The 15,177-nt window shown below is 55.3% G+C and carries 9 protein-coding genes; 6 read left to right on the forward strand and 3 right to left on the reverse strand.

The features are described 5' to 3' along the window. Positions 1-254 precede the first annotated feature (254 nt). Positions 255-1,556 (forward strand): CBS domain-containing protein, encoded by a 1,302-nt coding sequence (locus R6U41_RS13105; protein ID WP_410270291.1) that lies wholly within the window; start codon positions 255-257, stop codon positions 1,554-1,556. 28 nt (positions 1,557-1,584) lie between these two features. Here R6U41_RS13105 and elbB read toward each other — a convergent pair whose 3' ends face one another. After that, positions 1,585-2,238: an isoprenoid biosynthesis glyoxalase ElbB gene (elbB, locus tag R6U41_RS13110; protein ID WP_410270292.1), complete on the reverse strand. Its 654-nt coding sequence runs from the start codon at positions 2,236-2,238 to the stop codon at positions 1,585-1,587. A gap of 167 nt (positions 2,239-2,405) precedes the next feature. Further along, positions 2,406-2,699, reverse strand: coding sequence for a hypothetical protein (locus R6U41_RS13115; RefSeq protein WP_410270293.1), 294 nt, complete (start codon positions 2,697-2,699; stop codon positions 2,406-2,408). A 561-nt stretch (positions 2,700-3,260) separates the two neighbouring features. Between R6U41_RS13115 and R6U41_RS13120 the strand changes: the two genes are divergently transcribed. From R6U41_RS13120 to R6U41_RS13130, 3 genes are all read left to right on the forward strand, one after another. Continuing rightward, positions 3,261-7,655 (forward strand): acyl-CoA dehydratase activase, encoded by a 4,395-nt coding sequence (locus R6U41_RS13120; protein ID WP_410270294.1) that lies wholly within the window; start codon positions 3,261-3,263, stop codon positions 7,653-7,655. A 187-nt stretch (positions 7,656-7,842) separates the two neighbouring features. Further along, positions 7,843-8,790 (forward strand): biotin--[acetyl-CoA-carboxylase] ligase, encoded by a 948-nt coding sequence (locus R6U41_RS13125; protein ID WP_410270295.1) that lies wholly within the window; start codon positions 7,843-7,845, stop codon positions 8,788-8,790. A 69-nt stretch (positions 8,791-8,859) separates the two neighbouring features. Then, a complete protein-coding gene (locus tag R6U41_RS13130) occupies positions 8,860-12,630 on the forward strand; it encodes a pyruvate carboxylase (RefSeq protein ID WP_410270296.1) in 3,771 nt (1,256 codons plus the stop codon). On the opposite strand, the gene R6U41_RS13135 is transcribed toward R6U41_RS13130, so the two are convergent. Then, positions 12,606-13,967: an ACP S-malonyltransferase gene (locus tag R6U41_RS13135; RefSeq protein WP_410270297.1), complete on the reverse strand. Its 1,362-nt coding sequence runs from the start codon at positions 13,965-13,967 to the stop codon at positions 12,606-12,608. The genes R6U41_RS13130 and R6U41_RS13135 overlap by 25 nt on opposite strands. 361 nt (positions 13,968-14,328) lie before the next feature. Between R6U41_RS13135 and R6U41_RS13140 the strand changes: the two genes are divergently transcribed. Both R6U41_RS13140 and R6U41_RS13145 read left to right on the forward strand, forming a co-directional pair. Continuing rightward, the gene (locus R6U41_RS13140; protein WP_410270298.1) at positions 14,329-15,039 is read left to right on the forward strand and encodes a serine/threonine protein kinase; all 711 of its coding nucleotides are present in this window, start codon (positions 14,329-14,331) and stop codon (positions 15,037-15,039) included. Then, positions 14,987-15,177, forward strand: a 191-nt coding sequence (locus tag R6U41_RS13145) for an ACT domain-containing protein (RefSeq protein WP_410270299.1), incomplete at its 3' end; no start/stop codon positions are given. The genes R6U41_RS13140 and R6U41_RS13145, both read left to right, overlap by 53 nt.

The raw sequence follows: 15,177 nt of genomic DNA on the forward strand, positions 1-15,177 counted from the left end.
AAAGTAAGTTTTCAGATGGCGCCGTAAAAAGTTCAAGATCAAGGCTTGCGCGATTCCGAAGAATGAAGCGTACTTATCCGTACGTGAAATTCTGAGGAATCGCGCGTAACGCAGATATTGGACTTTTACGGCGCCATCAAAAAAGACTTTTTCCACAGGCCCGGAAATGCTAAGGACTTTGGTATCGGCGATGCCGGCGCTATCGGCCGTGGTGAGTTTGGATCAAATCTTTTTTCATCCGGCAAAGGAATACAATGCATATCGTAACCACCCATCAGAGCATGGATTTTGATGCACTTGCATCGGTTGTGGCCGCGACCCTGATTTGGCCCGATGTCGTTGCGGTGATTCCCAAGGCGGTGAACCCCAATGTCAAGGCATTTTTGTCCATTCACAAGGACATGTTTGAAATGTACCGGGTCAATGATATTGACCTGTCCGAAGTCTCGCGCCTGATTGTGGTGGATACCAATAAGTGGTCCAGGCTCGACCGGATGGAAACACTTAAAAACAAGCCCGGGCTTGAAGTATGGATATGGGACCATCACAGCCCGGAAGACTGCGACCTGGAACCGGACTGGCAGATCCAGGATACCGCAGGGGCCAACATCACTTTGATGCTGCGCGCCATCCGGGAGCAGAGCATCGATATTTCCCCCATCCAGGCGACCCTTTTTTTAAGCGGTCTTTATGAGGATACCGGAAACCTGATTTTTTCCTCGGCCACGGCAGAGGACGCCTACACCGCGGGATATCTGCTGGAGCAAAACGCTGATCTCACCATTTTGCGAACTTTTCTGCAGCCGGCATACGGCGAAAAGCAGAAGGACATTCTTTTTGAAATGCTCAAAAATGCCAAGCGCCGGACAATCAATAATTACAGCGTCAGTATCAATAGCACCAGGATTTCCGGTCATGTCAACAATCTTTCCCTGGTCGTGCACATGTACCGCGAAATCGTCAATGTGGATGCGGCATTCGGCATATTTGCCCAACCGGAAAACGAAAAATGCATTGTCATCGGCCGATCCGTGGCGGCGGAAATCAATATCGGCTCCATCATGCGCTCCATGGGCGGCGGCGGCCATCCCGGGGCGGGATCGGCAATGCTTAAATCGGTCAATCCGGCTTCTCTTAAGGAATGGCTCGTGGAGCTGCTCAAGGGCAACCAGGAAAGTTCCATCCAGATTTACGATATCATGTCGTATCCGGTCTTCCAGGTTCCCCCGGATATGCCAATGAAGGAAGTGGCCGGGATTCTTGAGGAAAAGGGATGCACCGGGCTGCCGGTAAGCGAGGATGGAAAGCTTGTGGGGATTATCTCCAAACGGGATTTTAAAAAATTGAAAAAGCCTTCCCAGTACGCGGCACCGGTGAAGGCTTTTATGAGCACAAAAAACATCACCATCACCCCGGACCAAAGCCCCATGCATGCAGCCCGCCTCATGGTTAAGCATGACATAGGAAGACTGCCGGTTATTCAGGACGGGCAGATCATAGGAATTATCTCCCGGTCCGATGCCATGCGTTATTTCTATGATGTGCTGCCGGATTAATGCCGAAATATGGCTTTTGTGACCGGATCTAAATCATTTCCAGGATTTTATTGATCAGTTTTTCAATACCTTCGGCCACTTTAGAAATATCGGGCCCGATCATGTAGGCAGGGGTGGTCACCAGTTTGTTTTCAAAATCCACGTGGATGTCGGTCACGTCACACACAGTGTGCCGCCCGCCCATGGCCTCAATGGCCTCTGCCGTGCCCAAATCATTGCCAATGGTCACCTGGGGATGCCGGTCTTCCAGAACCTTGGCCAGAACCGCCGGTGATATGCAAATGGCACCGATGGGTTTTCCGGCATCGGCCATTTCAGCAATAATCCGGCGAACCTCGGGGTGCACTTCCGCCTCATTTCCCTTAATGGCAAAATCGCTTAAGTTTTTGGCGGCGCCAAACCCCCCGGGCATGATCAGGGCGTCTAAGTCTGCGGTCCGCACCCGCTTGACATCCATGATTTCACCCCGGGCAATGCGCGCTGATTCAACCAGCACATTTCGTTTTTCCTCCGAGGTCTGGCCCGTGAGATGGTTCACCACGTGGTGCTGGTCCATATCCGGTGCCATGCATATTGCAGCAACACCGTTGCGGTCCAGGGCCAGAAGCGTGATCACTGATTCATGGATTTCGGTTCCGTCGTAAACACCGCATCCTGACAATAGCACACCGACATTTTTCATGTCCGACTCCTTGTGGATTGTATGCGATAACGCGTGTTATACCGGTTCCCACGCTGGAATAATGCCATTGGATCGGCAGAACGGTTTTCGTTCGGGCACTATCTACCAGTGAATCCTGTTTGCGTAAAGATATCATGGTTTTTGTCAAACACCAAAACCATGGCTGCCTATGGTTGGATTTGTTTGAGAATCCGGCCGTCACCGTCAAGCATGAAAATCATAAAACCATGCTTGCGCGCGTCTTTGGCCAGTTCTTCTGCCAGCACCGCCTGGACTTCATATTTTTTGCCGGGTGTTCGCGGCAGATTGATAAGACAGGACATGGCGGCCTCTTTCTCATGAAACGCCGGAATATAGGATATTTCTGCGCTTTCATCATAAAACCCCATGAATTTTTCATCCTTTTCCGGATTCTCCACGGCCACGTACACCCAGGATTCCTTCGGGTCTGTTTCGCTCATCGGTTTGTCCTTCTGCTGCTTTTTTTGTGTTCATCCTTGATGCCGCCGTAAAAGTCCAATATCTGCGTTACGCGCAATTTCTCAGAATTTCACGTACGGCTAAGTACCCTGCATTCTTCGAAATTGCGCAAGCCTTGATCTTGAACTTTTTACGGCACCATCTGAAATCAAACTTTTTACGGTGCCATCATTATTGCCGGTTGAAGCGGATCTGCCATGGCGCAAACTGCCTACAATTTTATATATCCGTTGGTAAAAGTCAATCTTCTTTCACCCTGGATGGGTTAATTGCGTTATCCCTTCAAGACAGAAGTTTTTCCGCCGGACTTGAAAAACCTCGGATTTGTGTATAAAAGGAAACCCTGTGGTTTTCCGATATCAAAACAGTCATGTATTTTGTGGGCGGGCAGAACACAAGCCCGCACTTGCATTGCAGCCTTATGAGCGCTATACTACCGTAGTGGGCGCAGCGGAAAAAGTCCCATGAGCTCTGTTTGACAACAATCGAATGATGTATGAACGCATCTGCATATCCGTTCTCACGGATCAGGGAATAAATCAATGAAAGATCCGAAAGAATACGTTGAATCCACCGTTACAATAGAAACCCGGGCCCGTGAAGCCCTTGGGATATGCCTCGGCGCCTCAACGGTTTCCGTGGTCCGTGTCAGACAGTCTGCCCCTGAAGACCCTGCGGCTTCACCCGAGGTGATTTCAGCACAAACCCACCCCCATGGCGGTGATCCGAGGAAAACCCTTCAGGCTGTTCTCCGGGACAGCGAAATTGATAACATTGATCGAATCGTGGCAACAGGCAGGCGCTTTCGGGAGTTTGTCAACCTGACCACCATTTCCGAGCCCGAGGCCGTGGAATACGCCTACCGGCATGTGCGGCCCGGGGGTGTCGACTGTCCGGCCATTGTTTCGGCCGGCGGCGAGACTTTCATGGTTTATGTTCTGGATGACAAGGGCCGAATCAGCAACGTGATTACCGGCAACAAGTGCGCCTCGGGCACCGGCGAATTTTTCATGCAGCAGCTGCAGCGCATGGGGGTCTCCCTTGATGAAGCCGCCAGATGGTCGGTTACGGAAACTCCCTACCAGGTCTCGGGCAGGTGCTCGGTTTTCTGCAAATCCGACTGCACCCATGCCATTAACAAAGGAATCCCCAAATCCCGTGTCACCGCGGGCCTGTGCCGGATGATGGCCAACAAGATCCTGGAACTGCTCAACCATGTGGAAAAGAAAAATATCATGATCACCGGCGGATCAACCAGAAACCAGATGATGATCGGATATCTGAATCAGGCCGTCTCCGGGCTGATCGTACCGGATCAGGCCCCGTATTTCGAGGCACTTGGCGCGGCCCTGTGGGCGCTGGAAAACCCGGATGCCCCAAAACCGGCGGATGACGACCTGTTTGTGCAGGGAGCACTGTCCTTTGATACCCTGCCCAGGCTTACGGATTTTGCCGGCCAGGTGACATTCAAAACCATGGCGCAGGAAACCCTGCAGGCCGGAGATGAATGCATCCTTGGTTTAGACGTGGGCTCCACGACCACCAAGGCCGTGCTTGTGCGAAGAAGCGATAAGGCCATGCCGGCCTCTATTTATCTGTACACCAATGGCGATCCCGTGGGCGCTTCCCGGGCGTGTTACCGGCAATTGCTGGACCAGGTCAGAGAGCATGTGGATCCGTCGACCATATCCATCACCGGCCTTGGGGTCTGCGGCTCCGGGCGCCAGATTGCAGGCCTGCACGCCTTAACTGACGGGGTGATCAATGAAATCGTGGCCCATGCCGCGGCAGCCGTGCATTTTGATCCGGAGGTGGATACCCTTTTTGAAATCGGCGGCCAGGACGCCAAGTATACCTATATCACAAGCGGTGTGCCCTCGGACTATGCCATGAACGAGGCCTGCTCTGCAGGCACCGGCTCTTTTCTGGCCGAATCAGCCCGGGAAACCCTTGGCGTGGAGGTGGAGCAGATCGCCGAAGTGGCCCTGACGGCCACAAAGCCGCCGAATTTTAACGATCAGTGCGCAGCCTTTATTTCATCGGATATCAAGACCGCAGTACACGAAGGCGTGGCCCACGAAGATATCGTGGCCGGGCTGGTCTATTCCATCTGCATGAATTACACTAACCGGGTCAAGGGCAACCGCCCGGTCGGGCGCAAGGTGTTTATGCAGGGCGGGGTCTGCTACAACCGGGCCGTGCCCCTGGCCATGGCAGCGCTGTCGTCCAAGCCCATTGTTGTGCCCCCGGAGCCGGGACTGATGGGGGCCTTTGGCGTTGCTTTAGAAATTCAAAAACGCATTGACATGGGCCTGATGCAGCCGAAGACCTTTGATCTGCAGACCCTGGCCGACCGGGAGGTGGTGCACCGCAAATCCTTTACCTGCAAGGGTGGAAAGGAAAAGTGCGACAGGAGATGCGAGATATCGGTCATTGAACTGGAAGGCCGGCGCTATCCCTTTGGCGGGGCCTGCAACCGCTACTACAACCTGCGATACAATCTTGAATACGACATCGCATCCCTGGATCTGGTCAAAAAAAGAGAGCGCCTGGTATTTGACAAGTATGCCGCGGATGCAGACGATGTGGTCAGCCGGCGCGGCCGGGTGGGGATCAACAAGAGCTTCTTGACCAATACCTTTTATCCCCTGTATTCCACCTTTTTTGCATCCATCGGGTTTGCGCCTGTGTTGGCCTCCGAGGCCTCGGAAGACGGATGCGATCTGCGCAATGCCGCATTCTGTTATCCGGCGGAACTGGCGCACGGATTTTTCCACCGGCTGATCACGGATGAAAATCCACCGGAATATCTGTTTCTGCCCCATATCAAATCCATCCACGTGCCAAACGGCGACCCCAATTCCCAGCTCTGCCCGTTTGTGCAAAGCGAGCCTTATTATTTGAAAACCACATTCCGAAAGCCGCTCACAGACCTGGAAAAGCGCGGCACCCGGGTTTTAACCCCGTTTATTGAGATGGGAAAGGGCATGGATGCCGCCAAAATCCCCCTGGTGGAAACAGCCGTGAGCATGGGCGTGGACCGGGCCACTGCCCGGGCGGCATTTGAAAAAGCCCTCGGGCAGCAGCAGGCATGCCTTGATGAAATGCGGCAGATGGGAAAACAAGCCCTTGAGCAGATTGAAAAGGATCCGGAAAAAATAGGCGTTGTCATTTTTGCCCGGCCCTATAACGGATTTGTGGAAGAAGCCCACATGGGCATTCCCCACAAGCTCGCCTCCCGGGGGGTAGTGGTGATTCCCCTGGATTTTTTGCCGCTTGAAGCACAAGAAGCCAAGGATCACATGTACTGGGGCATGGGCCAGATGATTTTAAAGGCCGCCCGGCTTGTAAAAAAACATCCCCAGTTATTCGGCACCTACATCACCAATTTTTCCTGCGGGCCGGATTCCTTTGTGGTGGGCTATTTCCGGGATATCATGGGCCGGAAACCCTCGCTGACCCTGGAGCTTGACAGCCACACCGCAGATGCGGGCATTGAAACCCGCATCGAGGCGTTTCTTGATATCGTGGCCGAATACCGGCAGCTGCTTTTGTCCCGGGCCCCGCAACAGGAGCAGGAAGCCTTTTTGCCCGCCCAAACCTTTGTGGAAAACGGCACGCCCATGGTCCGGGACTCTTCCGGCCGGGTATTGCCCCTGACCGATTCCCGCGTGACCTTTCTGGTGCCGTCCATGGGTCGGCTGGGCACGGAGCTGGTTTCTGCGGTATTTGAGGCTTCCGGATTTCACGTGGCCCCGCACCCGCCGGCAGACGAAAATGTGCTCAAGCTGGGCCGGGCCCATACCACTTGCAAGGAATGCCTGCCCTTGATTCTGACCACCGGGACCCTGCTGAACTACGCCTATAATCTCAAGGCGGACGATGAAATCCTGGTTTACTTCATGGCCTCGGCTTCCGGGCCGTGCCGGTTCGGCCAGTATTCCGTGTTTATGCAAGACCTGGTCCAGCGCCTGGAAATCCATGACGTGGCGATATTCTCTCTGACCTCGGACAATTCTTATTTCGGCCTGGAGCAGCACTTAAATTATTACAAGGCTTGGTGGGCCCTGGTTATTTCTGATCTGATGGAGGATATCCGTTCCATGCTTTTGGCCAATGCCAAAGACGCGGACCACGCCCTAGAGGTATTTGAGGACCGGTGGCAGGCCATTGTGGAGCAGATGAAGCACGGCAATTTCAACCAAATCATGGCGGAACTGGAAAAAATCGTGGATGCGCTCTCCGGTCTGCCCATGCAAAAGGATCCCGCGGATGTGCCGGTGGTTCTGGTCACAGGCGAGATTTTTGTCCGGCGCGACGGGCTTTCCCGCCAGTATATCACCGAGCGCTTGGCGCAGAAGGGCTTTGCTGTTGTCTGCTCGCCGGTCTCGGAATGGATACGCTATTCCGACTATTGCGTACAAACCGATCCGGACAACTGGCAGCAGCTTTCTTTGGGGCAGAAACTGCGGTTTAAAATCCGTCAGATATTTATGAACCGCTATGAAAAGCGCATTTTCGGTACTTTGTCCCAAACCGGCCTGGTGCACAATCCCTGGGCAGACTTGCGCACGGTGATTGATAACGCAAGCCGCTATGTTTCCCCCAACCTCGGCGGAGAAGCCATTTTAACCGTTGGAAGCGCCCTGACTGAAGTGGCCTCCGAGGCATGCGGCGTCATTGCCATCGGACCGTTCGGGTGCATGCCCAACCGGATTTCCGAGTCGATTTTAAGCGAGGTCATGACCCCGGGTGACAAACTGAGGATTCCGCACCGGGAAAAATATCTGGAAACCGTGCTCGACGGCATGCAATCGCTTCCGTTTCTGGCCGTGGAAAGCGACGGCTCCCCGTTTCCCCAGCTCATTGAGGCCAAACTGGAAGCCTTCTGTCTCCATGCCCGGCGGCTGCACGACAGGATGCGGGCCTTAAACTGACCTGTCGGCCTTTGAAATCAATAGTTTCCAATACACGTGCGTTAAGCCTTGCCAATTTGGCCTCCTGTGTGATTTCAAAAAACCAATGCATGTACAATTTGCTTGACAATTTTGTACAATTCAAGCAGAAAAGGGGGCTGTATCTCCTGTCGGAAGGCAATTGCGGCATACAGCAAAGGAAAAACAAATGCAGCCGGGTCTATATCTGCTTGGATCAGACAAAAAGCCGGTGTTTGAAGCCATTGATCCCGACGGGCTGGCAGGTTTTCATCCGGCCTGGGAAAAGGACGTCAAACGCCTGTCTCCCTGGGTCAGGACCGAAATTGCGTCGGATCATGACAACAGCGGTTTTGCCGCATGGCGCTCAGACAGAGCCGGGCCCGAAAACACGGTTTTTGTCTGCGGCAAATGCGCTTCGACCATGGATGCGATCCGGGCATTGATTGACGCCAGCGGACTTTCGCCCTGGGATGGCCTGATTGCGGTGCAGCAGCAAAAGGGCAGGGGGCAGATGGAGCGCACCTGGATTTCACCGCCGGGAAACCTGTATGTCTCCTGGTACTGGCCGGATCTGGAATCCATTGACGGCGCCGGCCCTGGCTGGCGGGCCATGGCATCGCTGCTTGCCGGCCAGGTGGCAGCCGAAGCCCTGGAAAGCTTTGGCGCCGATGTCCGAATCAAGTGGCCCAATGACTTGCTGGTAAACGACTGCAAGATCTGCGGCATACTGGTGGAGCACCGGGCTGGACACCTGATTGTGGGCATAGGCATCAACCTTGCTTCAGCCCCGCCAAACGACCGGTTAACCGATGCATTTGCAATTCCGGCTGTCAGCCTTGCACAGTTGGGCATTGAGGTCTCACCCATGGAATTGATGCTGCACATGGCCGAAACCGGTCGAAGCCGCATCCGGCAGCTGGTGAAAACCCTGGAGCCTGAAGAATTTGTCATGCAGCTGCAAAAGCGTCTGGCATGGGTGGAGCAGCCGGTAACCATCCGGCGCAGCCACCAGGAGGCCGTGCTTGGCGAAATCCGGGGGCTGGCCGCAGACGGGGGCCTGATTGTCCGCATCAGCGGAAAAACCAGTGTGATTTATACCGGCAGCATCCTGCCCGAGGAAAATATCCATATTTAAACATTTTCAAGCAATACTTTAATAGTAAATCATAATTTCTTGAAATTTAAATATAAAGGTGATTATTGCATGACGAATTCAAGCTCTGATCAAGGCAGTTTATCCGGCAAAACCTTTGCGGAAGTACAGGCCGAAATCGAGGGAAAACCTATCCTTATCGCCAACCGCGGCATTCCGGCCCGGCGCATCAGCCGCTCGATTTCCGAGCAGCTCGAAGCCGTGGCGATCATGACCGCAACAGACGTGGACAAAACATCACCGTCCACGCTCGGAGCCCACGAGCTCATGCTTCTGGGAGATGATCCCAATGCCTACCTGAATCTGGACCGCATTGTGCGCAAGGCCAAGGAACGCGGTATCATTGGTATACATCCGGGTTGGGGTTTTGGGGCAGAGGATGACTCCTTTCCGGCAAAATGCCTTCAGGCTGGCATTACCTTTATCGGCCCCCCTGCCGAAGCCATGAAAATCCTGGGAAACAAGGTATCGGTCCGCCGTCTGGCCCGGGAGTTGGATGTGCCGGTGGTACCGGGCTCCGAAGATGCCGTCACCATCCCGGAAGCCCGCAGAATTGCCGCCAAAATCGGCTTTCCCATCATGCTCAAGGCCGAAGGCGGCGGCGGCGGCCGCGGCATCTATGAAGTTTATTCAGAAAACGAGCTGGAATCGGCGTTCCACAAGGCCTCTGTAATGGCCGAAGCCTCGTTTGGTAACCCGCGGGTCTATGTGGAAAAATACCTGCCCAGCGTCCGCCACATTGAAATCCAGGTGATCTCCGATCAGTACGGCAGCGTGTTTGCCTTTGACGAGCGCGACTGCACGGTTCAGCGAAACCATCAGAAGCTGGTGGAAATAACCCCCTCGCCCTGGTCCGAAATGAACCCCGAGCTGCGCGAACGGCTCAAGGATTATGCCCGCAGGCTGGTTGCAGCGGTGGGCTATTACAGCCTGGCAACAGTGGAATTTCTGGTGGATGAAAAGGCGGATCCCTATCTGATCGAGGTCAACACCCGGCTGCAGGTGGAACACGGGATCACCGAATGCCGCTACGGCATTGACCTGGTCGAAGAACAGATCGCCGTGGCCTTTGGCGCCAGACTCCGGTTTTCGGATCAGACAACCGTGCCCTACCTGCATGCCATGCAGTGCCGGATCAATTGCGAGGATCCACAGAACGATTTCGCCCCTAATTCCGGACTGCTGAGCCGGTACGTGTCCCCGGGCGGCCAGGGGGTGCGACTGGATTCCTGTGTGACCGAGGGCTACGAGTTTCCCTCCCAGTATGACTCGGCCGCTGCCCTGCTGATCACCTACGGCAATTCCTGGGGAAAAGCGGTCAAGCTCATGCAGCGGGCCCTTCGGGAATACATGATCTCCGGGGTGAAGACCACCATCCCGTTTCACAGCCAGATCGTCCGGCATCCGGTATTTGTCAAAGGCGATTATGATACCCGGTTTATTAAAAAACACCCGGAGCTGATGTTTTACTCAGACATCGAGCCAGAGGCCTTGCGCATTTCCCGGCTGGTGGCGGAAATCTCGGCCCGGGGCTATAATCCGTTTGTGGAGCTCGGGGAATACCGGGGCCGAAGCGACAGGCGGGTGGGCCGGTTTGAGGCGGTGCTGCCTGCTATGGGCAGCCGGGCAAAAGATGCCCGCCGCCACGTGCTTTCCTATCCCGGAAGGGACCGCAAATCCGCGCTCGACTTGGTGCGCGACACCCGTGCGCAGGGCATTGTCCATTTTACTGACACCACCACCCGGGACATCACCCAGTCCAACAGCGGCAACCGGTTCCGGCTGGCTGAAGACCGGCTGGTGGGACCGTATCTGGATCAATGCGGGTTTTTCTCCATTGAAAACGGCGGCGGGGCCCATTTTCATGTGGCCATGCTCGCCAACATGACCTATCCGTTTTACGAGGCCCGGCAGTGGAACGATTTTGCCCCAGACTCATTGAAACAGATCCTGATCCGGTCCACCAACGTGCTGGGCTACAAGCCCCAGCCCCGCTCCCTGATGCAGAAAACCGGAGAGATGATCTGCTCCCATTACGACGTGATCCGGTGCTTTGATTTTCTCAACCATGTGGAAAACATGCGCCCGTTTGCTGAAATCGTTTTGTCCGGAAACGAGTGCATTTTCGAGCCGGCCATCTCCCTTTCCTGGGCCCCGGGCTTTACCGTGGGCCATTACCTGAAGGTCACCGAACAGATCCTGGAGATGTGCGCCCGGGCCGCCGGAGTGGACAAAAACCAGGCCGCATCCATGATTATTCTGGGTTTAAAGGACATGGCAGGGGTGTGCCCCCCGCGTTTCATGCGGGAGCTGGTGGGCGCCATCCGCAAAAAATACCCGGAGCTGGTGTTGCATTACCACCGGCACTACACCGACGGATTGTTTGTGCCGGCCGTGGGCGCGGCCGCAGAAGCCGGGGCCCATATCGTGGATACGGCCGTTGGCGCGGCGGTGCGCTGGTACGGCCAGGGAGAGGTGTTGTCCACGGCCGCCTACATGGAAGACGAACTGGGCCTTAAAACCCGCCTGGACCGGGAGATGATCCGTGGCTGCGGCTTTGTGCTAAAGCAGATCATGCCCTATTATGATCAGTACTGCTCGCCCCATTTCAGGGGCATTGATTACGACGTGGTGGAGCATGGCATGCCCGGCGGGGCCACCTCCTCTTCCCAGGAAGGGGCCATGAAGCAGGGATATATCCGGCTGCTACCGCACATGCTGCGGTTTCTGGCCGGCACCCGCAAGATCGTTCGCTATCACGATGTGACACCGGGCTCCCAGATTACCTGGAACACGGCTTTTCTGGCGGTTACCGGCGCATACAAGCGCGGGGGTGAACATCACGTGCGCCATATGCTCGATGTGCTGGAAGCTGTTGCTGACAAGCCGGAACAAGAGCTGTCCGAACAGGTGAAAAAGGATCGCTTAAAGCTTTACCAGGACAGCAATGATGCATTCCGGGACCTGCTTTTGGGCAAATACGGCCGCCTGCCCCAGGGTTTCCCCCCGGACTGGGTTTATCAAAGCGCCTTTGGCGCGGAATACCGCCGGGCCCTGGAACAGCGCACCGAGGCCTCTCCCTTGGACTCCCTGGAGGAAATCGATATCCAGGCCGAGACCCTTGCGCTTCGAAACCGCATCAAACGCATGCCCACCCGGGAGGAGCTGATTCTGTATCTGAATCATCCGGGAGATGCCTTAAAAACCTTTGAATTCCAGAAAAAATATGCAGATCCCAATATTTTGCCCATAGATGTCTGGTTCGAAGGCCTGGAGCCCAGGCAGGATCTTGAATTTACCGACAGCCAGGGAAAACCTCACAAGATGGTCATCCTTGATATCTCCAAGCCCCGCAGAAGCGGCATCAGCATTGTGCGCTATCTACTGGACTCCGAGATCATCACCTTTGAGGTCCAGGTCCAGGCCCCGGAGGGAAAGGCCGTCGGTGAAGCGGAGATGGCGGATGCGGAAAATTCCTATCAGGTGGCCTCCCCGAGCTCCGGGGACCTGTGGGTGGTTTATGCACAGCCCGGCGAGGTGGTCAAAAAGGGCGAGGAACTGTTTAACCTTTCGATCATGAAGCAGGAAAAAGCTGTTTTGGCCCCGGGTGACGGCATTGTCCGGCGGGTGCTGAAAACCGCCAACTACACCGAAGACAAAAAAATGGTGCCTGTGCGCGAAGGCGAACTCATCGTGGAACTGGCCCCGGTGCCCGACTTCTGCAGGTCCTGCAATGAGCCGGTCACAAGCGGGGATTACCAGTTCTGCCCCTATTGCGGAAGCGCTGTTCAGGAAACTCAGCAGACGGGAAGCAAGGCCTGATCCGGACCTGCGGCCGGCCATTGGTGAAGTTGTGCCGGGTATCCCAAAGCCGCGATGCGGCAGAGGCTTTGGGCCATATCCAGCACCGCGGGCTGACGGCCCGATGAGGCGTCAACGGAGAAGGCCGCATGCGGGCGCGTGCTCAGGATCTGCCGGACAAGGCCCGATAGCACCGCCCCGGGCCCGACCTCCACAAAGGTGTAGATTCCGGCGGCATACATGTGCTCCACGGTATTGATGAAATCCACGGGCTTGAGTAGGTGCCCGCCCAGCAGCTGCCTGGCCGCAGCCGGATCATCCGGGTAGGGCAGGGCCGTGGTATTGGCGTATACCGGGATTTCCGGACGGTGAAACTTTGTGCTTGCAACCATCTCCTGAAACGGGGCGGCCGCATCCATGACCAGCCGGGAATGAAAAGCCGCGGACACCGGCAGCGGCTTTGCCAGGATCCGATTTTTTTTGCAGATTCCCTGCATTTGTTCAATGGCCCGGCGCGGACCGGACAATACCTGCTGTTTGGGGCTGTTGCGGTTGGCCAGCACTACATCTGCCTGGTGTGTGCGGATCAACTCCTCGATTTGCTCCGCACCTGCCCGGACAGCAAGCATTTGTCCGCTTTCCCCGGAATTCTTGCCGGCAAGGGCCATAAACCGGCCCCGGGCGGCGGCCAGTGTCAAAAAATCCTTTTCATCAAGACTTTTTGCAGTACACAGAGCCGTTAACTCCCCGAAACTGTGGCCGGCGGCGGCCGCGGGCAGCACCCCGTGGCGGGCCAGGACCGAAAGACAAATCCGGCTGACCAGGCCGATGGCCGGCTGGGCCACGTCGGTGCTGCGAAGCGCTTCCTGCCGGCTGCGCTCTTCATCCTTGTCCTGTGTTTCCGGGGGATACAGATGGGCGCACAGGGACGGATTTCTGCCAAATTCGGTTTCCGCAATTTCCATGATCGGCCCGGCTTCGGGGAAATGGGAAATCAGGGACCGGCCCATGTTTACATACTGGCTTCCCTGGCCGGGAAACAGAAAGGCGAGCTTGCCGTCAGGTGCGCGGGTTCCGTAAGAAATTTCCGGCGGGACCGGATTTGCCTCTGTTTCCGGCGTATTTAGCCAGTTTTCCGCGATTTGCAGTTTTTCCCGGATCTGTCCGGGTACCGTGTCTGCAATCAGCAGGCGAAGGGGGGCTTTTTCCGAAAAAGCGCCGCGGGATGTCTTCCCGAGCTGTTCTATGGCTGTGGTGCCGAATGCCTGTTTTGCGGAATCTTTGACCTGTTTTTGGAGATCCTCCCGGCTTTCCGCGCACAAGGCGATGATTTCAATGCGATCATATGGGGGTTTCATGAAAAAATCCTTCATGGTTTTGTGCCGTTATAATAAAATCCAAATTTGATGGCACCGTAAAAGGTTCAATATCTGCGTTACGCGCGATGCCTCAGAATTTCACGTACGAATAAGTACGCTGCATTCTTCGGCAATCGCGCAAGCCTTGATCTTGAACTTTTTACGGCGCCATCTAAAAACCTACTTTTTACGAAATCATCAAACTGAGCGTTTCAAATTTTCAAAATTTTTTTCGGGCCGGGGTTTCCTGCATTGCCCGGACCCGGATGTTTCATATCACAAACCATTGCCCGGCTCAATACAGGGCTGCAGGTATTCTTAACCCGGCCCTGCCGGGGGGCGGAAAACAAGCGGGGAAATCATGCATATCGGGAAATACAAGGTCACCGGGCTGCTGGGCACCGGCGGAATGGGGCGGGTGTATAAGGCCCAGTTGCCGGTAATCAATAAAACTGTTGCCTTAAAACGGCTTTGTCCCCGGCCCCACATGGTACAGCTGCTGGGCAACAAGGCCATTGAAAAGATGTTTATGGACGAGGCCCGGATTCTGGCAGATCTGCTGCATCCCCATATTGCCGCAATCCTGGATTTTGACCGCGACAGTGAAGGCCGACCCTTTTTTACCATGGAATATCACTGCGTCAATCTCGGGGATATGACAGGCGAGCACTATATCATGGAAACACCCGCCCGCAGCCTGCCGCCGGACCGGGCAGTGCGTTATCTGCGCCAGGTCCTCTCCGGGCTGGGCCGGCTCCATGACGCGGGCATCATTCACAGGGATGTCAAGCCCTATAACATGCTCATCTCTGAATCCGACCAGGTACGAATCATTGATTTCGGCCTGTCTTTGCTCAGGGGCGAAACCCGGCGCGTACCCGAGCAGTTTAAAATCGGCACCCCGTATTACGCGGCCCCGGAACAGGAGGCCGATCCGGATCGCGTGGATGAGCGGGCCGATATCTACGGGGCAGGGGTGTTGGCCTGGCGGATGCTGACGGGTTATCTGCCCCCGGATCATGGGAAAAAACCCGGGCCCGGTAAAGGGTATACAGATCCTTGCCAGGAATGAAGTGGGAGTTCTTCGGGATATAACCGGTATAGTAGCAGAAAAAGGGGGGAACATCACTTTCTCCCAGAGCTTTATAATTGAAAGCGGTGAGCACGCGGGTAACGCATTGATATATCTGGAGGTTGAAGAAGGAGAAGG

This window comes from Desulfosalsimonas sp. (assembly GCF_046483245.1).
In the GTDB taxonomy this organism is placed as follows: domain Bacteria; phylum Desulfobacterota; class Desulfobacteria; order Desulfobacterales; family Desulfosalsimonadaceae; genus Desulfosalsimonas.